The organism is Burkholderia sp. A2 (assembly GCF_001729305.1).
GTDB lineage: Bacteria > Pseudomonadota > Gammaproteobacteria > Burkholderiales > Burkholderiaceae > Burkholderia > Burkholderia sola.
The window spans coordinates 1-23,116 of sequence record NZ_LZXX01000127.1; the positions used below are offsets into that span (position 1 = coordinate 1).

24 protein-coding genes and 2 tRNA genes are annotated in these 23,116 nt (G+C 68.4%); 17 read left to right on the forward strand and 9 right to left on the reverse strand.

From position 1 onward, the window contains the following. From A9Z05_RS28505 to pncB, 3 genes are all read right to left on the reverse strand, one after another. Nucleotides 1-904: sodium:proton antiporter (locus tag A9Z05_RS28505; protein ID WP_176730260.1), on the reverse strand; the 904-nt coding region annotated here is incomplete at its 3' end. Between the two features lie 43 nt (nt 905-947). Beyond that, nucleotides 948-1,610: a lactate utilization protein C gene (locus A9Z05_RS28510; protein WP_069621037.1), complete on the reverse strand. Its 663-nt coding sequence runs from the start codon at nt 1,608-1,610 to the stop codon at nt 948-950. 87 nt (nt 1,611-1,697) lie between these two features. Continuing rightward, nucleotides 1,698-2,897, reverse strand: a complete 1,200-nt coding sequence (pncB, locus tag A9Z05_RS28515; RefSeq protein ID WP_069621038.1) for a nicotinate phosphoribosyltransferase — start codon at nt 2,895-2,897, stop codon at nt 1,698-1,700. 289 nt (nt 2,898-3,186) lie between these two features. Here pncB and fdxA point away from each other — a divergent pair, with 289 nt between their 5' ends. The 8 genes from fdxA to A9Z05_RS28555 all read left to right on the forward strand — a co-directional run bounded on the left by fdxA (nt 3,187) and on the right by A9Z05_RS28555 (nt 7,588). Further along, the gene (fdxA, locus tag A9Z05_RS28520) at nt 3,187-3,510 is read left to right on the forward strand and encodes a ferredoxin FdxA (RefSeq protein ID WP_011544919.1); all 324 of its coding nucleotides are present in this window, start codon (nt 3,187-3,189) and stop codon (nt 3,508-3,510) included. 104 nt (nt 3,511-3,614) lie between these two features. Next, nucleotides 3,615-3,690: transfer RNA gene (locus A9Z05_RS28525), tRNA-Asn, on the forward strand. A gap of 72 nt (nt 3,691-3,762) precedes the next feature. Further along, a tRNA-Asn gene (locus tag A9Z05_RS28530) sits at nt 3,763-3,838 on the forward strand. A 127-nt stretch (nt 3,839-3,965) separates the two neighbouring features. Then, the gene (locus tag A9Z05_RS28535) at nt 3,966-4,451 is read left to right on the forward strand and encodes a CreA family protein (RefSeq protein ID WP_069621039.1); all 486 of its coding nucleotides are present in this window, start codon (nt 3,966-3,968) and stop codon (nt 4,449-4,451) included. A gap of 61 nt (nt 4,452-4,512) precedes the next feature. Next, entirely contained in the window at nt 4,513-5,415 is a 903-nt protein-coding gene (locus tag A9Z05_RS28540; RefSeq protein ID WP_069621040.1) for an AraC family transcriptional regulator, read from the forward strand. A gap of 133 nt (nt 5,416-5,548) precedes the next feature. Further along, nucleotides 5,549-6,316, forward strand: a complete 768-nt coding sequence (locus A9Z05_RS28545) for an AzlC family ABC transporter permease (RefSeq protein WP_069621041.1) — start codon at nt 5,549-5,551, stop codon at nt 6,314-6,316. Continuing rightward, nucleotides 6,313-6,651 carry an AzlD domain-containing protein gene (locus A9Z05_RS28550; protein WP_069621042.1) on the forward strand — a complete coding sequence of 113 codons (339 nt, stop codon included), beginning with the start codon at nt 6,313-6,315 and terminating at the stop codon, nt 6,649-6,651. The genes A9Z05_RS28545 and A9Z05_RS28550 overlap by 4 nt, the downstream gene beginning before the upstream one ends. A gap of 160 nt (nt 6,652-6,811) precedes the next feature. Next, nucleotides 6,812-7,588, forward strand: coding sequence for a DUF4088 family protein (locus A9Z05_RS28555; RefSeq protein WP_050011497.1), 777 nt, complete (start codon nt 6,812-6,814; stop codon nt 7,586-7,588). Nucleotides 7,589-7,720: 132 nt separating this feature from the next. Here A9Z05_RS28555 and A9Z05_RS28560 read toward each other — a convergent pair whose 3' ends face one another. Further along, entirely contained in the window at nt 7,721-8,122 is a 402-nt protein-coding gene (locus A9Z05_RS28560) for a hypothetical protein (RefSeq protein ID WP_069621043.1), read from the reverse strand. A gap of 267 nt (nt 8,123-8,389) precedes the next feature. On the opposite strand from A9Z05_RS28560, the gene A9Z05_RS28565 reads away from it, so the two are divergent. The 3 genes from A9Z05_RS28565 (at nt 8,390) to fumC (ending at nt 11,714) form a co-directional block, all read left to right on the forward strand. Then, on the forward strand, nt 8,390-8,608 hold the full coding sequence (locus A9Z05_RS28565) for an RNA-binding S4 domain-containing protein (protein ID WP_006486208.1): 219 nt from the start codon (nt 8,390-8,392) through the stop codon (nt 8,606-8,608). A gap of 138 nt (nt 8,609-8,746) precedes the next feature. Then, nucleotides 8,747-10,135 carry a multidrug efflux MATE transporter NorM gene (gene norM / locus A9Z05_RS28570; protein WP_069621044.1) on the forward strand — a complete coding sequence of 463 codons (1,389 nt, stop codon included), beginning with the start codon at nt 8,747-8,749 and terminating at the stop codon, nt 10,133-10,135. 184 nt (nt 10,136-10,319) lie between these two features. Further along, complete coding sequence (gene fumC / locus A9Z05_RS28575) at nt 10,320-11,714, forward strand: class II fumarate hydratase (RefSeq protein WP_069621045.1); 1,395 nt, start codon at nt 10,320-10,322, stop codon at nt 11,712-11,714. A gap of 55 nt (nt 11,715-11,769) precedes the next feature. On the opposite strand, the gene A9Z05_RS28580 is transcribed toward fumC, so the two are convergent. Both A9Z05_RS28580 and A9Z05_RS37065 read right to left on the reverse strand, forming a co-directional pair. Beyond that, complete coding sequence (locus A9Z05_RS28580; RefSeq protein WP_027811985.1) at nt 11,770-12,282, reverse strand: acyl-CoA thioesterase; 513 nt, start codon at nt 12,280-12,282, stop codon at nt 11,770-11,772. Between the two features lie 130 nt (nt 12,283-12,412). Continuing rightward, nucleotides 12,413-12,553 (reverse strand): hypothetical protein, encoded by a 141-nt coding sequence (locus tag A9Z05_RS37065; RefSeq protein ID WP_176730261.1) that lies wholly within the window; start codon nt 12,551-12,553, stop codon nt 12,413-12,415. 187 nt (nt 12,554-12,740) lie between these two features. On the opposite strand from A9Z05_RS37065, the gene A9Z05_RS28585 reads away from it, so the two are divergent. Together A9Z05_RS28585 and A9Z05_RS28590 are read left to right on the forward strand one after the other, a co-directional pair. Continuing rightward, a complete protein-coding gene (locus A9Z05_RS28585; RefSeq protein WP_069621046.1) occupies nt 12,741-13,448 on the forward strand; it encodes a helix-turn-helix transcriptional regulator in 708 nt (235 codons plus the stop codon). Nucleotides 13,449-13,610: 162 nt separating this feature from the next. Next, a complete protein-coding gene (locus A9Z05_RS28590; RefSeq protein WP_069621047.1) occupies nt 13,611-16,169 on the forward strand; it encodes a DUF6600 domain-containing protein in 2,559 nt (852 codons plus the stop codon). A 100-nt stretch (nt 16,170-16,269) separates the two neighbouring features. Here the strand turns inward: A9Z05_RS28590 and A9Z05_RS28595 are convergent, their stop codons facing one another. After that, nucleotides 16,270-17,241: a thymidylate synthase gene (locus A9Z05_RS28595; RefSeq protein WP_069621048.1), complete on the reverse strand. Its 972-nt coding sequence runs from the start codon at nt 17,239-17,241 to the stop codon at nt 16,270-16,272. Between the two features lie 42 nt (nt 17,242-17,283). After that, nucleotides 17,284-18,681: a sigma-54 dependent transcriptional regulator gene (locus A9Z05_RS28600; protein WP_069621049.1), complete on the reverse strand. Its 1,398-nt coding sequence runs from the start codon at nt 18,679-18,681 to the stop codon at nt 17,284-17,286. A 500-nt stretch (nt 18,682-19,181) separates the two neighbouring features. On the opposite strand from A9Z05_RS28600, the gene A9Z05_RS28605 reads away from it, so the two are divergent. Then, on the forward strand, nt 19,182-19,514 hold the full coding sequence (locus tag A9Z05_RS28605) for a hypothetical protein (protein ID WP_069621050.1): 333 nt from the start codon (nt 19,182-19,184) through the stop codon (nt 19,512-19,514). A 288-nt stretch (nt 19,515-19,802) separates the two neighbouring features. Then, on the forward strand, nt 19,803-20,303 hold the full coding sequence (locus A9Z05_RS28610; protein WP_069621051.1) for a dihydrofolate reductase: 501 nt from the start codon (nt 19,803-19,805) through the stop codon (nt 20,301-20,303). An 89-nt stretch (nt 20,304-20,392) separates the two neighbouring features. Here A9Z05_RS28610 and pmbA read toward each other — a convergent pair whose 3' ends face one another. Beyond that, nucleotides 20,393-21,763: a metalloprotease PmbA gene (gene pmbA / locus A9Z05_RS28615; RefSeq protein ID WP_069621052.1), complete on the reverse strand. Its 1,371-nt coding sequence runs from the start codon at nt 21,761-21,763 to the stop codon at nt 20,393-20,395. Between the two features lie 127 nt (nt 21,764-21,890). Between pmbA and yjgA the strand changes: the two genes are divergently transcribed. Together yjgA and mog are read left to right on the forward strand one after the other, a co-directional pair. Then, on the forward strand, nt 21,891-22,493 hold the full coding sequence (yjgA, locus tag A9Z05_RS28620; RefSeq protein ID WP_282983214.1) for a ribosome biogenesis factor YjgA: 603 nt from the start codon (nt 21,891-21,893) through the stop codon (nt 22,491-22,493). Further along, nucleotides 22,477-23,085 (forward strand): molybdopterin adenylyltransferase, encoded by a 609-nt coding sequence (gene mog, locus A9Z05_RS28625; RefSeq protein ID WP_011544905.1) that lies wholly within the window; start codon nt 22,477-22,479, stop codon nt 23,083-23,085. The genes yjgA and mog overlap by 17 nt, the downstream gene beginning before the upstream one ends. Nucleotides 23,086-23,116 lie beyond the last annotated feature (31 nt).

Here is a 23,116-nt window from a genome sequence, read left to right on the forward strand (position 1 = left end):
GTGGGGCACGCACGTCGCGCTGCAGAATCTCGTGCGCGACGTGCGTGCCCCACACGTCGAACGAGATGCCCGGCTTCCACACGCCGCTCATCAGCACGAGCGCGATCACGGCCGCCAGCAGCACGAAATTGATCTTGCCGTCGATCGACAGCGCCGCACCGTCGGGCGTCGGATCGAGCGCGGCCGGCCGCTCCTCGCCGCCCTTCCGGTAGAAGTACGTATCGAGCGCAAAGAACAACGTCAGCAGCACCACGCAGATGAACAGCATCGGCAGCGCGAGATGGGTGGTCGTCCAGAAGAAGCTCACGCCGTTCAGGAAGCCGAGGAACAGCGGCGGATCGCCGAGCGGCGACAGCGAGCCGCCCGCGTTCGCGACGAGGAAGATGAAGAAGATCACGACGTGCACGACATGCTTGCGGTTGTCGTTGGCGCGCAGCAGCGGCCGGATCAGCAGCATCGCGGCGCCCGTCGTGCCCATCACGCTCGCGAGCAGCGTGCCGAGCGCGAGGATCGCGGTATTCAGCTTCGGCGAACCATGCAGGTTGCCGTTTACGCAGATGCCGCCCGCGACCGTATAGAGCGCGGTGAGCAGCACGATGAATGGAATGTATTCCTCGAGCAGCGCATGCACGAGCGTGCCGAACGCGGCGCCCGCGCCGAACGCGACCGCGAACGGCGCGAGGAACACGATCGCCCAGCCGGCCGCGATCTTGCCGAAGTGGTGATGCCAGAACACGGGGGCGACGAGCGGGAACAGCGCGATGGACAGCAGGATCCCGGCGAACGGGATGCCCCAGAGCGCGGACAGCGTGGCGCCGTCGAGCGTGGCGGCCGATGCGAGCGCGGGAACGGCGCCAAGTACGATTCCCGACGCCATGCCCGCCCAGGCGGCATGTCGTTTCATGCGGAACTTCCTTGTTCGAGTAACAGTGAATGCGGTAGGCGCGTCATGCGCCCCGTACGACGATCGCGTGCACGCGGTATGGGCCGTGTGCGCCCAGAATGATCGTTTGCTCGATGTCGCCCGTGCGCGACGGGCCCGACACGAAATTGACCGCGCGCGGCAACTCGCCGCGCTCCGCGCGAATCAGCGCGAACGCGTCTTCATGGCCGGCGACGATGCGCGACGCCGGTACGATCGCGATGTGGGTTTCCGGCAGCAGGCCGGCCGATGCATAAGTGTCGGGGCCGGACAGCAACACCAGCGACCCCGTTTCGGCGGTCGCGCAAAAGCAGCCGGTCAGGCCGACGAGATCGCCGTCGCGCGGCTTGCGGCACTCGACCGACAGGCCGGCGCCGGCCCAGTCGAGATCGGCCAGCGTGCGCCATGCGACGGCCTGCGTCGGCAGACCACGAGCGGCAAGATAGCGGGCGGCGGCGGCCGGCACGTCGGCCAGCGTCGCGACTTCGTCGGCCGTGGTCGACAGGCGCCCCGCTTCGTCGACGAACGCGGCGACGAGGTCGGCCGGCGCCGGCGGGCGCGGGCCCGGCGGATGACGGGCGAGATAGTCGGCGACGCCGTCGCGCTCCGCTGCATCGGGTTCGGCCGCGCGCCCCTGCGCCGCGCGAATGCGCGCGAGGATCTGGCGACGGGCGGCGGAAGTGTCCATGAACGGTCCTCGTGACGTTGGCGTGCAATACGTCGGATTATACCGGCCACCCCTGCCGCGACACACCTTCGGCCGAACGGCCAAAGCCTACTTCGACGCGTCTTCCTCGACCGGCTGCGCGATGCCGAACACCTGGCGCAGGTACGCGAGATAGGCCTTGTCGTCGCACATGCTCTTGCCCGGCGAATCCGACAGCTTCGCGACCGGCTGGCCGTTGCAGCGAACCATCTTGATCACGATCTGCAGCGGCACGTAGCCGAGATCGTTGGTGAGGTTGGTGCCGACGCCGAACGCGAGCTTGCAGCGGCCGCGGAACCGTTCGTACAGCTGCATGACCTTCGGGATGTCGAGCGCGTCCGAGAACACGAGCACCTTGGTGCGCGGGTCGCAGCGGTTCGCCTCGTAGTGGCGCAGCATCCGCTCGCCCCAGTCGAACGGATCGCCCGAATCGTGGCGCGCGCCGTCGAACAGCTTGCAGAAATACATGTCGAAGTCGTTCAGGAACGCGTCCATCCCGTAGACGTCCGACAGCGCGATCCCGAGGTCGCCGCGATATTCCTTCGCCCACATCTCGAAGCCGTAGATCTGCGAATCGCGCAGCCGCGGGCCGAGCGCCTGGCACGCCTGCAGGTATTCGTGCGCCATCGTGCCGAGCGGCGTGATGCCGTGCTTCATCGCGTACAGCACGTTGCTCGTGCCCGCGAACTGCGGGCCGAGCCCGTCGCGCAGCGTGAGCGCGACTTCCTCGTGCCAGACCTTCGAGAAGCGCCGGCGCGTGCCGTAGTCGGCGATCTTGCAGTCGGCGAATTCGGGCTTCGCGCCGAGCAGCTTGATCTTCTCGCGCAGCCGCTCGCGCCCTTCGCGATAGTCGGGCTCGCGCTGCGTATTGCGGAAATAGACTTCGTTGACGATCGCGAGCACCGGGATCTCGAACAGGATCGTATGCAGCCACGGCCCCTCGATGACGACGTCGATCTCGCCGTTGCCCTTCGGCGACGGCGTGATCGAGATGTACTTCTCGTTCAGGTGGAACAGCGCGAGGAAGTCGACGAAGTCGCTCTTGATGAAGCGCATCCGCCGCAGGTAGTCGAGTTCGACGTCGGAAAAGCGCAGCGAGCACAGGCCCCGCACCTCGTCGCGAATCTCGTCGATGTACGGCACGAGATCGACGCCGGGCGTGCGGCAGCGGAAACGGTATTCGACGTTTGCAGCGGGAAAGTGATGCAGGACGACCTGCATCATCGTGAACTTGTAGAGATCCGTGTCCAGCAGCGAAGTGATGATCATGATGACGGCACCGCCAATATCGTGGCCGGGCCCCGGCGCACCGCGCGCCGCCCGGCCTGCCGGCCATGTTACCCGAATGCGGGCCGGACCATCGTGAAACCGCGCCGCCGCGTTGCCGCATTGCGCCGGTGCCCGGCGTGCGGGCAGCCGCGCCGCGCATCCCATAAACTAATCACGAAACGATATAAGCCGGATAGCCGACCTCGTCATGCGGGTTTGGCGCTTCAGTTACAATGCCGCTTTTGGCGCAAACGCCACCCCATATATACCGCCAAGCAGGAGCGTTTTAATGACTCACGTTGTGACCGAAGGCTGCATCAAGTGCAAATACACGGATTGCGTGGATGTGTGCCCGGTGGATTGCTTCCGTGAAGGTCCCAACTTTCTCGCCATCGATCCGGACGAGTGCATCGACTGCGCCGTGTGCGTCGCCGAATGCCCGACCAATGCGATCTATGCCGAAGAAGACGTTCCGGGCGACCAGCAGCAGTTCACCGAGCTGAACGCCGAGCTGGCGAAGAACTGGCCGTCGATCACGAAGACCAAGCCGGCGCCGGCCGACGCGGACGAGTGGAAGGACGTGCAGGACAAGCTGCACCTGCTCGAGCGCTGATCGCACGGCGGCGACTGCAAAAAAATTTATGCGGCGCGGCTCCAAAGTATTGACAGGTTAGCGAACACTCCATACAATCTCGTTTCTCTGCTGTTGTTTTTTGTTCCCCGATAGCTCAGTCGGTAGAGCGCCGGACTGTTAATCCGTAGGTCCCTGGTTCGAGCCCAGGTCGGGGAGCCAAAAACGCAAAGGCCCGTTGAAAGTGGACGGGTTTTTTGTTGAACGACGCAACACGCAGATGTACCGATTTATTCCCCGATAGCTCAGTCGGTAGAGCGCCGGACTGTTAATCCGTAGGTCCCTGGTTCGAGCCCAGGTCGGGGAGCCAAATAGCGAAAGGCCCGTCATTCGACGGGCCTTTTGTTTTTCCGGCTGTTGATCCGCCTTCCTGCTTTTCGTGGCCCGGTCATGCGCATGCTAGAGTCTCTGTCCCGCATCCGCATCCGGTCCCATCGATGAAGCATCGCCGCCTCCGTTTCGCCCCCGCCGCCCTCCTGCTCTCCGCCGTCGCCGCCGCACCGCTCGCGTACGCGGAGGAAGTCGGCAGCGTCAACACCCACTTCCGCGTCACGGGTTCCGATCGCGTGGTCGTCGAGGCCTATGACGATCCGGTCGTGAACGGCGTGACCTGCTACGTGTCGCGCGCGCGCACCGGCGGGATCAAGGGCACGCTCGGCGTCGCCGAGGATCCGAGCGAAGCGTCGATCGCGTGCCGGCAAGTCGGCCCGATCAGCTTCAAGGAACCGCTCAAGCAGCAGACCGACGTATTCAGCGAACGCATGTCGTTCATCTTCAAGACGCTGCACGTCGTGCGCGTGGTCGACAAGAAACGCAACACGATCGTCTACCTGACCTACAGCGACCGCATCGTCAGCGGCAGCCCGAAGAACGCCGTCACCGCGGTACCGATGCCGGCCGGCACGACGATTCCGGTCAAGTAGGCCCGCACCCGCCGGGCGCGCGAGCGATACACTGTCGGTTCGACCGCTCCCGCGCCCGATCATGTCCGCCGCCCCCCGCCTCCCCGATTCCGCACGCTACTGGCGCACGCCGCTCGTGCCGGACGCGGACCTGCTCACGGCCACCTATCGCGATCACGCGTTCGCGCCCCACTGGCACGATGCGTACACGATTCCCGTGATTCTCGAAGGCGCGGAACGCTTCACCTATCGCGGCACCGGCTATGTCGCCGAAACGGGCACCGTGCCCGTGATCAATCCCGGCGAAGTGCATACGGGGTCGCGTGCCGCCGACGAGGGCTGGTGCTATCGCGTCAGCTACATGCCGGTGGAATTCATCCGCGAACTCGCGAGTGCCATCGCGGGCCGCCCGCAGGACGCGCCATGGTTCGCGCCCGACGTGATCCGCGACGCCGATCTCGCGGCCCGGCTCACGCTCGCGCACCGGATGCTGGAAGCCGGCAGCGAGCGAGCGCTGTCGTCGCATGCACCCGGGCAGCCGGCCTGCGATCCGGCCGCCGACGCGCCGCGCATCTACGATCCGCTCGCCGCCGAAACCGCGATGCTCGACGCGCTGTCGACGCTGATCGCGCGCCACGCCGACGTGCGGCCGCGGCCGGCGCCGCTCGCCGCCGACGAACCGCGCGTCGACGCGATGCGCGAGCGGCTCGCCGCCGATCTGACCTCCACCGTGACGCTCGACGACGTCGCGCAGGCGGTCGGCCTGTCGCCGTTTCATGCGGCGCGCCTGTTCACGCGTACGACCGGCATGCCGCCGCATGCGTGGCGCAACCAGTTGCGGCTGCAGCGCGCGCTGGCGCCGTTGCGCGCGGGCGTGCCGGTCGCCGACGTCGCGGCGGCCAGCGGCTTCGTCGACCAGAGCCACTTCACGCGGCATTTCAAACGGATGTTCGGCGTGCCGCCCGGGCGCTGGCAGGCAAGCTGACGCACGGGCTTCCCGCCGCCGCCGGCCGCGCCGCGCGGCGACCCGCGCCGGCCGGCACGCGGGCACCGGCCCCGCGCCCGAGAGCGCAAGAACATACAAGCCGGCCCGCCGCCGGCCCGCTATCCTCCCGCTTATGGAGGAGCGCTTCTTGAACAAGACACCCGCATCGTCCGCGCGCCGCCCGCTCAACGAATGGCTCGACGGCGTGCGCGACACGATTCCGATGATGATCGGCGCCGCACCGTTCGGCGTGATTTTCGGCACGCTCGTCGGCGCCGGTCCGCTCGCCGCCTGGCATGGCGCGCTGATGTCGCTCGCCGTGTTCGCGGGCTCCGCGCAGTTCATCGCGCTCGGCCTGATCGCCGGCAGCGCGGGTTTCGCCGTCGTGCTCGCCACGACGCTGATCGTGAACCTGCGCCATCTGCTGTACAGCGCGACGCTCGCGCCCTATGTCGCGCACCTGCCGCTGCGCTGGCGCGCGACGCTCGGCGCGTTGATGACCGACGAGGTGTTCGCGGTCGCGTACGGGCACTACCGGCACTATCCGCCCGGCACGATCGGCCCCCACTACTTTTTCGGCTCCGGGCTCGCGATGTACCTGAACTGGCAGGTCTGGACGCTCGCGGGCATCGGCTTCGGCACGGCGTTCCCCGGCCTGCAGTCGCTCGGCCTCGATTTCGCGATGGCGGCGACCTTCATCGCGATCGTCGTCCCGCAGCTCGGCACGCTGCGCTACTTCGCGGCGGCCGCGACGGCCGGCACGCTCGCATACTTCTGGCAGGGCTGGCCGTACAAGCTCGGGCTGCTCGGCGCGGTCGCCGCCGGCGTCGCGATCGGCGTCGCGCTCACGCTGCGGCACGATCGCACGCGCGCCCGCTCTCGCCCGGAGGCCGCATCGTGAGCTACGCGCTGTTGATCCTCGGGATGGCCGTCATCACGTACGCGATCCGCTCGACGCTGTTCCTGTTCGGCGAGCGGCTGACGTTCCCGCCGCTCGTGCGGACCGCGCTCGGCTTCGTGCCGGTCACCGTGCTGACCGCGATCATCGTGCCGATGACCGTCTCGCCGCACGGCGGCACGGCCGAGCTGACCTGGCGGAATCCGCAGCTCGTCGGCGCGCTCGCGGTCGTGCTCGTGTCGGCCGCGACCCGCCGCCCGCTCGTGACGATCGCGGCCGGGCTCGCGGTGTTCTTCCTGTGGCAAGGCATCGTCCTGCCGCACTGGCCGCCCGCCTGAGCGTACGCTCCATCGCGCGCGCTCAAGTTTCCGCCCGGTGCGCCGATATAAGAGAGGAAGACCCGCCACCGGCCCCGGCGCGCATCGGTCAGTCGACGCTGCGCCCGCTCCGGTGCGCCGTGCCGGCGCCGGCTTGCGCGGGGCGCCATCGAGACGATTCATGGGCCAGATCACCCTTTCCCTCAAGGACGACACGCTCGAGTCCCTGCGCAAGGACTACGACGCGTTCGTCCGCGTGTCGCTGAAACTCGACCCGCAATTCGCGACGCCGTCGTTCGAGGATTTCCTGCGCGCCAAGCTGCTCGACAACATGGTGCCGCTGACCGAGCACGCCGTGCAGCGGATGCTGCAGGGCGGCCAGTACGCATGGGCCAAGCGCACGCTCGACAAGGAATTTCCGGACGTCGTCGCGATCCTGATGCGGCAGGCCGGCGAATTCGGCTTCGGCTTCGCGTCGCGCTCCGAATGGACGCCCGACGAACTCGCCAAGGCATGCCGCGACTGGGCGAAGGCGATCGTCGCCGAAGCGCAGGGCGACGCGTCGCTGATCGACCCGCTCGCGTCGCAGATCAAGGCCGCGGCGCAGGACATCCAGACGCTCGAGGAACTGATGCAGACGCCTGCGTGGCGGCTCGCGGAATCGCTGCGGCAGCGAATCTACGAGGCCAAGCTCGCGTGCGAGATGAGCGTCGGCAGCACCGCGCGCGACAAGCTCGGCGAACTGCGCGGGCTGCTGCGGCTCGGGCTCGCGCACGGCTCGTTCCAGAAACAGGAAGCGCAGCAGATCATGGAATACCTGCGGCTGTTGAAGCCGGAGATCTTCGTCGAGGAACCGTACGACGTCTTCGCGCGCCTCGCCGCGTGGCTGCGCAGCGTATTCACGCCGGCTGCCGTACGGCCGGCCCAAGGACAGGGGCAAGGCCAGCGCCGGCCGTAAGGACGCGTCCCGCTGGGGCGTATCACCTCATGAAAACGGCCCGATTCGCGCGAAGCGAACCGGGCCGTCGGACGATCGCTCGTCGCGACGCACCGTCCGAAAACGAACGTCGCGACAAGCGCCGGGCACCCTTTACTGCGTCGCGCCCTGGGCCGATGCGCCGCCCTGCGCGCCGACCGATGCGCCGCCTTCGGTCGCGTCGTCGGCCTTTGCCTTGGCCGAGCCCGCATGGCTCTTGGCCGACTTCGCCGCATGCTTCGCGTGCTTCTTGGTCGAATGGACGGCCGACGACGTCGTATCCTTCGCGCCATCGGCTGCCGCGCCGACCGCATCGGTCGCGCCGCCCGTCGCATTGCCCGACGCGTTCGCGCCGGCACCACCCTGCACGCCTGCACCGACACCCGCGGCCGGGGTCTGCGCCTGCACGCCGGCACCGGCCGCGCCTTGCGCCGTCGTGCCCGTCTGGGCGAATGCGGCCGAAGTAGCGAACGCCGTCAGCGCGGCACCGATCAGCATCGTACGAATCTTGGACATGGCAATTCTCCTCAAGAAGTTGTGCGCCCGGTCCGCAGCGATGCGGTCCGTCGCGTTCCCCGCCGCAACACGCAGCAGGTACGACAGAAGACCCGCGGCCCACGCGGCCGGTTCGCGAATCTCTCAGACTGTTACCCACCGTTTCATTTGCTGACGAATCGCTCACAGTCCTTTACAACGTGCGACGGCGGCCCGCGCTCGCGTGCCGGCCCGCGGTGCCGTATGATGCGGAGCGTTTCCTCCCGCGCGCCGCGCACCTTCCTCGTCATGCCCAATCTGGATTTCACGCTGACCGGCGAATACGTCGAGCTGCACAACCTTCTCAAGATCACCGGCCTCGCGGACAGCGGCGGCACCGCGAAGCTGATCGTCGCGTCCGGCGCCGTGAAAGTCGACGGCGCGGTCGAGCTTCGCAAGACGTGCAAGATCCGCGCGGGCCAGGTCGTGCTGCTCGGCGACACGCGCATCGCGGTACGCGAAGCGTAGCGACCGCAGGGGTTCCCCCTGCCCCCGACATGGCCATCGGCGCACGCGTTCGACACGGTACGCATAAAGCCGTAAGCTAGCCGTCTCTCAAAATAACGACATAGCGCGCGGGCCCGCACCCGCGCGAGCGCCCATTCCATGTCGCATTCCGGTCTCACGCGGACGGCCGCCGCGCCGCCGTCCCTGTCCAGTCATGCCGCCGATACCGCGCGCCTCGCCGCCCCGCTCGCGATCGCGCAACTGTCCCAGATGGCGATGAGCGTCACCGACACGGTACTGCTCGGTTCGCTCGGCCCCGATTCGCTCGCGGCGGGCGGGCTCGGCGCGAACTTCTTCTTCGTGATCGTGACGATCCTGCAAGGCGTGCTGTCGTCGGTCAGCGTGAGCGTTGCGCACGCGCGCGGCGCGCAGGCCGAGGATCGCGTGCCGCACATCTACTGGACGGGTTTCGCGCTGTCCGTGCTGCTCGCGATTCCGGCGATCGTCGCGCTGTCGCTGGCCGAACCGATCCTGCTGATGTTCCACGAGCCGCCGCTGCTCGCGCATCACGTCGGCGAATACACGGGCATCCTGCGCTTCGCGGCGCTCGGCAGCCTGATCGGCGTCGGGCTGATGCGCGCGTTCCTGCCGGCGATCGGCGCCGCGCGACGGCTCTTGTGGGTGTCGATCGGCGGCGTCGGCGTCAACGGCGTGCTGAACTACGGGCTGATCCACGGCGCATTCGGGCTGCCGCGCGTCGGCTTTCTCGGGTCGGCCGTCGCGACGACGATCACGATCTGGCTCACCGCGCTCGCGCTGATCTGGCTGCTGCACGGCCGGCAGCGCTTCCGCCATTTCGTGACCGCCGCGCGCCCGAAGCTGCCGGTGATGGGCGAACTGATCGGCATCGGCTGGCCGGTCGCGATCACGTATGGCGTCGAATCGACGCTCTTTCTCGCCACCGGCCTCACCGTCGGCGTGCTGGGCGCGACGTCGCTCGCCGCGCACCAGATCGCGCTGAACGTCGCGTCGGTATCGTTCATGGTGCCGCTCGCGATCGGCCAGGCGGCCAACGTGCGCGTCGGCTACTGGATCGGCGCGGGCTCGCCCGTCGCCGCGCGGCACGCGGGCTTCGTCGCGCTCGCGCTCGGCGTCGGCTTCATGTCGCTGTCGGGCGTCGTGATGATCGTCGCGCCGCATACGATCGTAGGCCTGTACCTGCACCTCGACGACCCGGCCAACGCGGCCACGGTGTCGCTCGCCGCGTCGCTGCTCGGCATCGCCGCCGTGTTCCAGATCGTCGACGGGATGCAGACCGTCGGGTCCGGTGCGCTGCGCGGCCTGAAGGACACGCGCGTCCCGATGCTCGCCGCGACCCTCGGCTACTGGGGCATCGGCTTCCCGACCGGCTACTGGTTCGCGTTCCACGCGGGCCTGGGCGCGCGCGGCCTGTGGTGGGGGCTCGCGGCGGGCCTCGCGAGCGTCGCCGTGCTGATGGCATGGCGCTTTCACCGCAAGACCGCGTCGCTCATCGCGGCGGCGCGCTAGCGCCGGTTTGCGCGCGTCACGCGCCGTGGGCGCGACACGACACGAAATCGCGGCCGGCGCTATGCTTGTCGGCTGAGCCCCTCGAGACGCCGCGCAAGCGGCGCGACTGCCTCACGATACGTCTGATTACGCCTGACGCCGCGCGACGACGCGCGGCCTTTCCCCTTTCCAGGAGGAGTGCATCATGAATGAAGCAGTTCGGATGGAACGCGACACGTTCGGCGAGATCGCCGTGCCGGCCGACCGGCTCTGGGGCGCGCAGACCGAGCGCTCGCTGCAGAATTTCCGGATCTCGACGGAGAAGCAGTCGCCCGAGCTGATCCATGCGCTCGCGATCGTCAAGCGCGCCGCGGCGACCGTCAACCAGTCGCTCGGCGTGCTCGCCGACGACAAGGCGCACGCGATCATCGAAGCCGCCGACGAGATCATCGCCGGCAAGCATCCGCGCGAATTCCCGCTCGCGGTGTGGCAGACGGGCTCCGGCACGCAGACCAACATGAACCTCAACGAGGTGATCGCGAACCGCGCGAGCGAGCTGCTGGGCGGCGAGCGCGGCGAAGCGCGCAAGGTTCATCCGAACGACGACGTGAATCGCGGCCAGTCGTCGAACGACGTGTTCCCGACCGCGATGCACATCGCGGCCGCGTACGCGATCGTCAATCACCTGCTGCCGGCGCTGCGCACGCTGCGCGCGACGCTCGACGCGAAGTCGAAGGCGTTCGCCGACATCGTGAAGATCGGCCGCACGCACCTGCAGGACGCCACGCCGCTCACGCTCGGCCAGGAGTTCTCCGGCTATGTCGCGCAACTCGACCAGGGCATCCGTCACGTCGAATCGGCGCTGCCGCACCTGTACGAGCTCGCGCTCGGCGGCACCGCGGTCGGCACCGGGCTGAATGCGCATCCGGAGTTCGCGGTGCGCGTGGCCGACGAGATCGGCCGTCTCGCGAAGCTGCCGTTCGTGACGGCGCCGAGCAAGTTCGAGGTGATGGCGGCGGCCGACGCGCTGGTCTTCGCGCACGGTGCGCTGAAGACGGTCGCGGCGAGCCTGATGAAGATCGCGAACGACGTGCGCTGGCTCGCGAGCGGGCCGCGCTGCGGGCTCGGCGAGCTGTCGATCCCGGAAAACGAGCCGGGCAGCTCGATCATGCCGGGCAAGGTGAACCCGACGCAGTCGGAAGCCGTGACGATGCTGTGCTGCCAGGTGTTCGGCAACGACGTCGCGGTCAACGTCGGCGGCGCGAGCGGCAATTTCGAGCTGAACGTGTTCCGGCCGATGATCGCGCACAACGTGCTGCAGTCGGTGCGGCTGCTCGCCGACGGCGCGCAGAGCTTCAACGATCACTGCGCGGTGGGCATCGAGCCGAACCGCTCACGCATCGACCTGTTGCTGAACGAATCGCTGATGCTCGTGACGGCGCTCAATCCGCATATCGGCTACGACAAGTCCGCGCAGATCGCGAAGAAGGCGCACAAGGAAGGCACGACGCTGAAGGCGGCCGCGCTCGCGCTCGGCTACCTGACCGAGGCGGAATTCGATGCCTGGGTACGCCCCGAGCAGATGATCGGGACGCGATAAAGGCAGTAAAGGCAGGACAGCGGGCGCGGCGCGGCAAGCGCGGCGCCCGCGGCACTCAGACGGTGCCCTTCGCGACCTCTTCCGGCTTCATCTCGACGATCTTGTCGAGCGCGGCCCGCACGTCGGCCGCATATTTGGCGAGCACCTTCTGCTCGTCGGTTTCGGGCACGAACGGCGGCACCGGCACCGGGTTGCCGTTCTCGTCGACCGCGACGAACACGACGAGGCAATCGGTCGTCTGGCGCAGCACGCCGCCCTTCGGATCGCCGGCGTGCACCGACACGTGGATATGCATGCTGGTACGGCCCGTCGCGACGACACGCGCCTTCAGCTCGACCAGATTGCCGACCAGGATCGGACGCTGGAAACGGATGTTGCCGACGCTGACCGTCACGCAATAGCGGCTCGACCAGACGGCCGCGCACGCATACGCGACTTCGTCGATCCACTTCATCAGCGCGCCGCCGTGCACCTTGCCGCCGAAGTTCACGGACGAAGGCTCGGCAAGAAAGCGGAATACGGTTTCGGTGCGGTCGAGAGCGGCCGGCACGGGGGACGGTTGGGGCATTGTTGTGGCTCCAGGCGGCAGGGGCGCTGTAATCGGGCCATTATACGTTGCACTGCGGCAACGCGTCGCGGCAAGCCCCGCGTGGCGGGGCGCCGGCGGCCATGCCGGCTCGCGCGCGGATCGGCGCCCGTCAGCGGCGCACCGTGATGCCCTGGTCGATCGTCCCGTACATCTCGATACTGCCGCCGCGCCCGCCGGTCGTCCCCGCGCCGCCCGACGCACAGGCCGCACACACGAGCGCGGCCGCCAACACACAGAAAATCGTCTTCATCGTTGAATCGCGTCACATGCGGCGGCCCGCTGCCGCCGCGTCCGGCCATTCTACGCGTGCCCTGCAACGGGCCGCAGCCCGGTCCGCGCAAGCGCGCCGCGGCTGCATCCGACATTTCATCCGGAAGCGAAACATCGAATGCGCGCACGGACTACACTGCCCTCAACCCGCTCGACGAGACACGACGATGACCGATCAAGACGACCACCATTTTCCGGGCCTGAGCCGCATCGGCGCCCTGATCGCCGATCCCGGCCGCGCCGCGATGCTGTGGGTGCTGATGGACGGCAGCGCGCGGCCGGCCGGCGAACTGACGATGATCGCGGGGCTGTCGCCGTCCGCCGCGAGCGCGCACCTCGCGCGCCTGACCGAGGGCGGGCTGCTGGCCCTCGACGTGCGCGGCCGGCACCGCTACTACCGCATCGCGTCGGCCGACATCGCGGCCTCGCTCGAAGCGCTCGCGAACGTCGCCCGCGCGGCCGCGCCGCATCGCCCGGTTCCGCCGCCGTCGCGCACCGTCCCGGCCGAACTCCGCTATGCACGCACCTGCTACGACCACATGGCCGGGGAGCTCGCGGTGCGCATCTTCGATGGCCTCACCGCGCGCGGCTGGCTGTTCTCGAACGGCGACGCGATCGACACCACCGAGCGCGGCACGCAGGCGCTCGCGCAATGGGGCATCGACGTCGTTCAGCAGCGCGCGCGCCGGCGCCGCTTCGCATGCGGCTGTCTCGACTGGAGCGAGCGGCGTTCGCATCTCGGCGGCGCACTCGGCGCGGCGCTGCTCGACAGCTTCTGCGCACACGGCTGGATCGAGCGCGCCGCCCGGCCGCGCGTGCTGCGCGTCACGGTGCCCGGGCAGCAGGTTTTGGATGCGTGGCTTACGTCCGCTTGACGCCGGCATTGCAGCTGCACGACAACGGCGCGCGACGGAGAGGTTTTGTTACATCGCGTGCCATTCGACTTACAAAACACCGTGCCTTGAAACAGACCAAGCGGATATCGTGAACTGGACGGCACGAATCGACGCGCCGCGATCACAACGATGACGCTCACCATGGCTTCCCTGTTCGCGCTCAAGCACACCGCCCGCTACACGCTGCTCGCCTTCGCCGCACTGGCGGCGCTGCCGCCCGTCTTCGCGCAATCGGCCGATGCGCCGCCGGCTGCGGCCGCGGCACGGCAACCCGGCGGCGATCCGCCCGGCCGCGTCGCGCGGCTCAATTACCTGTCGGGCGCCGTGACAACCGAACCGGCCGGCACCGATACCTGGTCGTATGCGGCGGTGAACCGGCCGCTGACGACCGGCGACCAGCTCTGGAACGATGCCGGCGCGCGCTCGGAACTGCACATCGGCTCGACCGCGGTGCGGCTCGGCGAATCGACGAGCCTGTCGCTGCTGAACCTCGACGACACGACGACGCAGTTGAAGGTGGGCCTCGGCACCGTCTCGACGCACGTGCGCGGCCTGCCGGCCGGCGGATCGTACGAAATCGACACGCCGAACCTCGCGCTCGGCATCACGGGCCCCGGCGACTATCGCGTCGACGTCGCGCCGAACGGCGCGAGCACGACGGTGACGATGCGCAGTGGCAGCGCGACCGTCTACGGCAGCAATGGACAGTACCCGCTGTCGCCCGGGCAGCAGGTCGTGTTCACCGGCACCGACCTGCAGATCGCGCAGCAATCGGCCGCACCGGGTCCCGACGCGCTCGACCAGTGGGCCGCCAGCCGCGACGCGGCCGAAGCGCGCTCGGTGTCGGCCCGCTACGTGTCCCGCGACATTCCCGGCTACCAGGATCTCGACGCGAACGGCACGTGGCGCGAAACCCCGAATTACGGCGCGGTATGGGTACCGAACGACACGCCCGCCGACTGGGCGCCGTATCACGACGGCCACTGGATCTGGCAGGCGCCATGGGGCTGGACCTGGGTCGACGACGCGCCGTGGGGCTTCGCGCCGTATCACTACGGCCGCTGGGCGTACGTGGACGACAGCTGGGCCTGGGTGCCCGGCCCGATGGTCGCCAGCCAGCCGCCCGCCTACGCGCCGGCGCTCGTCGCGTTCGTGGGCGGCGGGGGTGGCGGCGGTTCCGACTGGAGCGTCGCGCTCACGGTCGGCGGCGTTGCCGCGGCCGGCTGCGCGTGGTTCGCGCTCGGTCCGGGCGAACCGTGGCATCCGGGCTGGGGCGGCTGGAGCCCGCACTACTACGACCGTGTCAACCGCAACATCGTGGTGAACAACGTCAACGTGAACAAGACCGTGAACGTGACGAACATCACCAATATCACCAACATCAACAAGACGTACGTGAACTTCCGCGCGCCGCATGCGATCACGGCCGTGCCGGCCGCCGCGTTCGTGCACGGCCAGCCGGTCGCGCACTTCTCGCAACACGTCGATCCGCAGCAATGGCGCAACGCGCACGTCACGCCGGGCACGCCCGGCATCGCGCCGGTGCGTCAGAGCTTCACCGGCGCGCTGCGCACTGCCAGCTACCGTCCGCCGGCGGCGATCGCGCAACACCCGTATGTCGCGACGCGCAATCCCGCCGTGCCGCCCGCGTATCGCGACCAGGCCGCCGCCCATCTCGCGCAGCAAGGCGGGCGCGTACCGGGCGCCGGCGCGCCGGTCGTGAAGACGAACGTGCCGGCGGACTATACGGCGCGTCCGGTCCGCGTTCCGGGCCAGCCGGGCGGCAGCGCCTGGGCGATGCACAATGTGCAGCTCGTGAATCCGCACGGCCCCGTCGTGCAGCCGGGCCGCGCGCGGCGCGAAGGCCCGCCGGCCGGCGAGCAGGCGGGCCGGCCGGGCGTACCGACGCCGGGCATGCCGAACGTCGCGCGGCCGGTGAACGGCGAAAACCCCACCGCTCCCCGCTTCGCCAATGGCGGGGCGCCGCAGGTGGCCAGCAGCGCGATCCCGCATCAGGCGTTCGCGCCCGGCAACGGCGTTCCGCATCCGCCGGGCGCGAACAACGCGCCGTCGGACATCGGCAATGCACGTGCAACCGGCGCACCGTCGTCGCCCGCGTGGATGCAGCCGCACACGCCGATGGAGCGTCAGCGCGCCGCGCCGCCCAATGCGCTGCACGCGGCAGGACAGAATGCGCTGCCGCCCGTGCGCAGCGCGGCGGTGCCGCATCCGGACGGCGTACCGACACCGCAGGGTGTGCAACCCGGCGGCCGGAACGAAACGCCGCGCGCGCTGCCGCAACCGCAATCGGACCATACCGCGCAGATCCCGCAACCGCATCCGCGCCCCGATTTCCCGACGCCGGCTCGCCACGCGCAGCCGCAACCGGAACGGGCCGCGCCCGCGCCGCAACCGCGCCAGGATTTCGCGCAACCGGCGCCCCATCGCGAAGTCGCGCCGCCGCGCGCGAATGAGTACCGCCCGCCGGCGCCCGCCGTGCATGACATGCCGCGCCCGCAGCCGCAGGCGCCGCGCATGGAGCCGCGGCCGCAACCCCAGCCGGCGCCCCGGATGGAACCGCGCCCGTCGATGCCCGCCCCACGGATGGAGCCACGGCCGCAGCCGGCGCCGCACGTCGAGGCGCCGCGTCCGGGCAATCCGCCGCCGCAGGGCGGCCACGAGGAGCGGCATCGCCAGTAAGTGCGGCAAACCTGAAACAAAAAGGCTCGACCGGCTGATACCGGTCGAGCCTTTTTGCAGGGGTGCGGATCGATGAAGCCGCGCGGCCCCGGCCGCGCGATCAGACCGCCATCGGCGCGGTCAGCGGCTCATGGTGCCGATAGCCGACGAGCGAGAAATCGGACGGCTCGACCTGCTCCAGCCATTCGGGCGCATAGACGCCCGTCTTCGCGTACTCGGGCACGCGCTCGGCGATCTCCAGCCGCGGGCTTTCGTACGGCTCGCGCGTGAGCTGCTGCTGCAGCATGTCGAGCTGGTTCTCGTAGATGTGCGCGTCGCCGATGAAATACGTGAACCAGCGCGGCGTATAGCCCGTCAGCCGGCCGACGAGCGACAGCAGCGCGGCGCCTTCCGTCAGATTGAACGGCGTGCCGAGGCCGACGTCGTTGCTGCGGATGTACAGGCACAGCGAGATCTCGCGCTTCGTCGCGTTCGGCAGGAACTGGTACAGCAGATGGCACGCGGGCAGCGCGATCTGGTCGAGCACGGCCGGATTCCACGCGTGAAACAGGATGCGGCGATCGGACGGGTTCTCCATGATCGTATCCAGGCACTGGCGCAACTGGTCGATCGCCTTGTACAGCAGCGCCTTCGGCGCGCCGTCTTCGTCGAAACGCGTGACGATCCGGAAGCCGCGGCGCGTCGCATCGGCGATCTGCGCGTCGGCGTTCGCGTCGAGCACCTTGTAGCCCGGCCACTGGCGCCATTGCACGCCGTATACGTCGCCGAGATCGTCGACGCCCTGGCGATACGGGTTCGCGAGCCATTGCGCGTTCTCGTTCGCGTTCGCATCCCATACCTTGCAGCCGAGCGCGCGGAAATCGGCCGCGCTGCGCGACGCACGCAGGAACCCGACCAGCTCGCCGATCGCGGACTTGAACGCGAGCTTCTTGGTCGTCACGGCCGGGAAGCCTTGCTGCAGGTCGAAGCGCAGCATCGCGCCCGGCATGCTGATGGTGCGGATTCCCGTGCGGTTCTCCTGCCAGGCGCCGGTATCGAGAATGGTACGAACGAGATCGAGATACTGTTTCATGCGGGTTCCTTCGGCCGCGAGGGGCGGCCGTACCCGCCAATTTTAACAAGCGTGGCGCGGAAGCTCCGGCAACGACGCCGAAAACCCTGCCAGCGTGTCGCCGCGATCGCGCATGCCGTGCGCGCACATCAGCCGGTAGAGCGTGACGCGCGACACGCCGAGCTCACGCGCGGCATCGGCAAAACGGCCGCGATGGCGCAGCAGCGCCTGCTCGATCGCCTGCCGTTCGGCCGCCTCGCGCGCCTCCAGCAGCGACACCGGCGCGAGCGTCGCATAGTCGTTCAGCTCGAGATCGGCCGCGGTGATCATCCGGCCTTCCGACATCACGATCGCGCGCCGCACGCGATTGATCAGCTCGCGCACGTTGCCCGGCCACGAATAGCCGTACAGCGACGCGACCGCGTCCGGGGAAAAGCCGCGCAGGCGGCGATGCGCGTCGCCCTTGAAGCGCTCGAGCATGTGGCGCGCGAGCACCTCGATGTCCTTGCCGCGGGCGCGCAGCGGCGGCTCCTCGATCTTCAGCACGCACAGCCGGTGAAACAGGTCCTCGCGAAAGCGCCCTTCGCGCAACGCCGCTTCCATGTCCACGTGCGTCGCGCAGATCACGCGGACATCGACCGGCATCGACACGTGCGCGCCGAGCCGCTCGATCTTGCCTTCCTGCAGGAAGCGCAGCAGGCTCGCCTGGCTTTCGAGCGGCAGGTCGCCGATCTCGTCGAGAAACAGCGTGCCGCCGTTGGCGGCCTCGACGCGGCCGATCTTGCGCTGGTTCGCGCCGGTGAACGCGCCGCGTTCGTAGCCGAACAGTTCGGCCTGCAGCAGCGTCGACGGTATCGCGCCGCAATTGATCGCGATGAACGGCGCCTGCGCGCGCGACGAACGCTCGTGAATCGCGACCGCCGTCAATTCCTTGCCCGTGCCCGACTCGCCGGAGATGAACACCGGCGCGTCGGTCGCCGCGACCCGGCGAATCGTCCTGAAGAGCCCGAGCATCGCATCGCAGGTGCCGACCATCTCGCCTTCGCTGCGCCCGGCGCCGACGGGCGGCGAAACGGGATCGGTCAATGCGACCATGCCGTGCGCATGGCCGACGGTCTCGACGATCCGCGCCGTCTCGTACGGCATCGTCACGTAGTCGAAGCAATAGTCGCGGATGAGATGCCGCAGCGTCGCGTCCTGCAACTGGCCGCGCCGCGTCGCCGCGATCCAGCCGATGTGCTGGATGCTCAGGCAGGCTTCGAGTTCGCGCAGATCCGACGGCTTGAAGCCCGGCGAAAAATCGAGCAAGCCGGCGGTTGCCACGCCGTGCTGCACGACGCGCCGCACGTCGCGCACGGTCTCGGCCAGATCGACGCGCCAGCCGCGTTCGTCGAAATGGCCGCGCAACGCGTCGTTCGGTTCGCGCGAATAGTAGATCACGTGCCGCTGATCGGCTCCCATATGCTCACCCCGTTCATCAACCGTCTAACGATTGCCGCACACGTCAGATCGCGTGCAAAAGGATCGAATCGGGTCAGCCGGAGGTGGCTCGATTCGCCATGCCGATGCGCGGCGACGACAAAGCCTCGCATGATGGCGCTTATCTCGCGTCCAATAATTTTTGGCAAGACAACTTGGTTATAGGCGCTGAATACGACAAACCCGTTTCAGCGCCGATGGCGATGCGGCCGAATTGCTCAGGAGGTCGATGCAGATCAATCCTCTGCACATAATGGATGCGCAGGAATGGCTACGTCACCAACACACGCGCCGATTTTCATCCTTCGAGCGTATTGGTTGAATCAGCAATATTCCCAAGCCCCCTCGTTTCAGGCCTGAAACATTTTCAGGCGTTTTCGGCCGCCATTCGCGACGCTCGATCACGAATCGCAATGGCGGCAACGGTCCCGGTACGGTGGCATGTATTTCGCTGAATACGGAAACGACCGGAGACAGTCGCCATGCGAAAACCTTTTTTACTTTCCTTCGTGCCGATGACGCTCGTGCTGTCGGCCGCCGGCCCGCCTGCACCGGCCTGCGCGGACGAAGGCATGCAGCCGCGTCGCGCGATGCTGCTTGCCGAAAACACGCCGGGCAGGCAACACGGCAACGGGTTCGGTGTCGTGACCGTGTCGGCGCCGCAACCGCTGCCGGCACGCCAGGCCTCCGTGACGCTGTGGGACGAGATTCCACCGCCGCCCCCGTTGCCGATGCCGCTGCCGATGCCGGCGCCGCAACCGGGCGATATCCGACATGCGATGGACGGCAACGCACGAGTCAATACGCATCCCTGATCATTCGACGCGTCGAATCGATCAGGATTGCGTATTGAACCGACGATCCGGTCGAACGGGATGCCATCGGGCGGAGCCGGTATCGCCGATCTCGCGGCACAAAAAGTTTTTGTGCTCCGTCCCCCGGCGGGCACTCTTTTTATTCGAACGGCCGCCGCGGTGCGGGGCATCACGCGTCGCGGCGCACGATGCAAGAAACGCGGATACCCGTGCGGGCACGCGGAATCCGGCGCGCGCCGCCGTTCCGGTAAAATCGGCCCCATTCCGTCTTCCTCTTCCCCCACCTTCATGACGACGTTGACCCTGATCGTCGCGCGCGCCCGCAACGGCATCATCGGCCGCGACAACCAGTTGCCCTGGAAACTTCCCGAGGATCTCGCGTTCTTCAAGCGCACGACGATGGGCGCGCCGATCGTGATGGGCCGCAAGACCCACGAATCGATCGGCCGGCCGCTGCCCGGCCGCCGCAATATCGTCGTCACGCGCGACGCGACGCGCCGTTTCGAAGGCTGCGACACGGTCACGTCGCTCGCCGATGCGCTGGCGCTCGCCGCGCACGACGGCGCGCCCGAGGCATTCCTGATCGGCGGCGCGCAACTCTACGCGGAAGGCCTCACGCTCGCCGACAAGCTGATCGTCACCGAGATCGATGCCGATTTCGACGGCGACGCGTCGTTCCCGGCGCCCGACGCCGCGCACTGGCAGGAAATCTCGCGCGACGCGCATCAGGCTGCCGCGCCGAACACGTTCGGCTACGCATTCGTCGTCTACACGCGCAAGCGCGGCTGACGTCTTCGGCCGCACGATGAAAAAAGCCCGACCGGCTCGCTCGCGCCGGTCGGGCTTTTCGTTTCCTGGCGGCCTGCGCCGCGCGCGGCTTACTGCCCCGCGATCGTCATCTGCTCGACCAGCACCGAGCCGGTTTCCTTCGTCCCGCGCACGATCGAGTCCGCACCGATCGCGACGATATGGCGGAACATCTCCTGCAACGTGCTGGCGACGGTGATTTCCTCGACCGGATACTGGATCACGCCGTTCTCCACCCAGAAACCCGCCGCGCCGCGCGAATAGTCGCCGGTCACGTAGTTCACGCCCTGCCCCATCAGCTCGGTCAGCAGCAGGCCCGTGCCGAGCTTCTTCAGCATCGCGTCGAAGTCGTCGCCCGCCCGCGTGTTCGAGCTGCGCAGCGCGAGGTTGTGCGAGCCGCCCGCGTTGCCGGTGGTTTGCGTGCCGAGCTTGCGTGCCGAATAGGTCGACAGGAAATAGCCTTCGACGACGCCGTCCTTCACGACGCTGCGCGCACGCGTGCGCACGCCTTCCTCGTCGAACGGCGCGCTGCCCATCGCACGCGGCACGTGCGGATCCTCGACGACCTGGACGTGAGGCGCGAACACCGGCTTGCCGAGGCTGTCGACGAGAAACGACGTCTTGCGATACAGCGCGCCGCCGCTCACCGCCTGCACGAATGCACCGAGCAGGCCGGCCGCGAGCGGCGCCTCGAACAGCACGGGCACCTTGCGCGTGTCGAGACGGCGCGCGCCCATCCGCGCGAGCGCGCGTTCGGCTGCGTAACGGCCCACCGCTTCGGGCGCGGCGAGATCGATCGCGCTGCGCTTCGACGAATACCAGTCGTCGCGCTGCATGTGGCGGCCGCTGCCCGCGATCGGCGCGCATGCGATGTAGTGGCGCGAGTACGGATAGCCGGCCAGGAAGCCGCGCGAGGTCGCGAGCACGAACTGCGAGTGCTGCGCCGACACGCTCGCGCCTTCCGAATTGCGGATCTGCGGGCTGACCGCGAACGCGGCGTCTTCCGCGCGCCGGGCGAGCTCGACGGCTTCGTCGGCGCTCAGCGCCCACGGGTGGTACAGATCGAGGTCGCGCGGATCGGTTTCGAGCAGTTCGGCTTCGGCGAGGCCGGCCGCTTCGTCCTCGGCCGTGAAGCGCGCGATGTTGTAGGCCGCGGCGACGGTATCCTTGATCGCGGCCGGCGAGAAGTCCGACGTGCTCGCGTTGCCGCGCTTCTTGCCGATGAACACGGTGACGCCGACCATCTTGTCGCGGTTGTGCTCGATCGTTTCGACTTCGCCGCGGCGCACCGACACCGACAGGCCGTCGCCCTCGGAGATTTCGGTCGCGGCGTCGGTCGCGCCGAGCGCCTTCGCATGGCGAAGGATGTCCGATGCGATTTCCTTGAGCTGGTCCTGCGTGTGCGGGAAATAGCGCGCTTGTACGTCGAGATTGGCTGCCATCGTCTTGGTATCCGGTGGCGGGCGGGCGCCCGCATGGTCAAAATGTTGCGTATCCCGCGATCATAGCAAGGTCCGGGGCCGCGCACAGACAAGCTTGGGGTGTCCGCGCCGCGATACAATGCGGCCCATGACACGCAAAACCCGAATCCAGCCGATCGAGCCTGTCGCCGAAGAAGACGACAACGGCTACGATCGCCCCAGCAAATCCCAGTTGAAGCGCGAGATGCACGCGCTGCAGGAACTCGGCCAGGCGCTCGTCGACCTGCCGAAAGACGCACTGAAGCGCATGCCGATGCCCGAAGACCTCGCGGACGCCGTGCGCGAGGCGCGCCGGATCACCGATCACGAAGGCAAGCGCCGCCAGCTCCAGTACGTCGGCCGCGTGATGCGCTCGCTGACCGACGACGAAACGGCCGCGTTGCGCACCGCGCTCGACGCGCAACGCGGCGTGAACAAGGCCGCGACGGCTCGCCTGCACTGGATCGAGCGTACGCGCGAACAGTTGCTCGCGAGCGACGACGCGCTGACCGAATTCCTGCGCCAGCACCCCGACGCCGACATCCAGGAAGGCCGCACGCTGATCCGCAACGCGCGCAAGGAAGCGCAGCAAGGCAAGCCGCCGCGCTATTTCCGCGAGCTGTTCCAGTGGATCAAGGCGGCCGGCGGCACGTCCGACGGCGACGACGAGGCGGCCGACGACGCCGGAGACGACCATGACGACGAAGCGTAACCACCCGGACGAGCTCGTGGTCGGCCTCGTGTCGATCAGCGACCGCGCGAGTACGGGGGTCTACGAAGACAAGGGCATTCCGGCGCTGCAGGAATGGCTCGCCGGCACGCTGGTTTCGCCGTGGCGCGCCGAAACGCGCCTGATCCAGGACGACGCGCCGACGATCTCGGCCACGCTGACCGAACTCGTCGACGTCGCCGGCTGCGACCTCGTGCTGACGACGGGCGGCACGGGCCCCGCGCGTCGCGACGTGACGCCGGAAGCCACGCTGGCCGTGGCGACGAAGGAAATGCCGGGATTCGGCGAACAGATGCGGCAGATCAGCCTGAATTTCGTGCCGACCGCGATCCTGTCGCGGCAGGTCGCGGTGATCCGCGAAACGGCCGACCATGCGGCGCTGATCATCAACCTGCCCGGCCAGCCGAAGTCGATCCGGGAAACGCTGGAAGGGCTTCGCGACGCCGACGGCAAGTCGACCGTGCCCGGCATCTTCGCCGCGGTGCCCTACTGCATCGACCTGATCGGCGGCCCGTATATCGAGACCGACGCCGCGGTGGTCGCGGCGTTCCGGCCGAAAAGCGCGCGGCGCTGAGCGTTTGCCGAGCGCCCGACGCGTGCCGGCC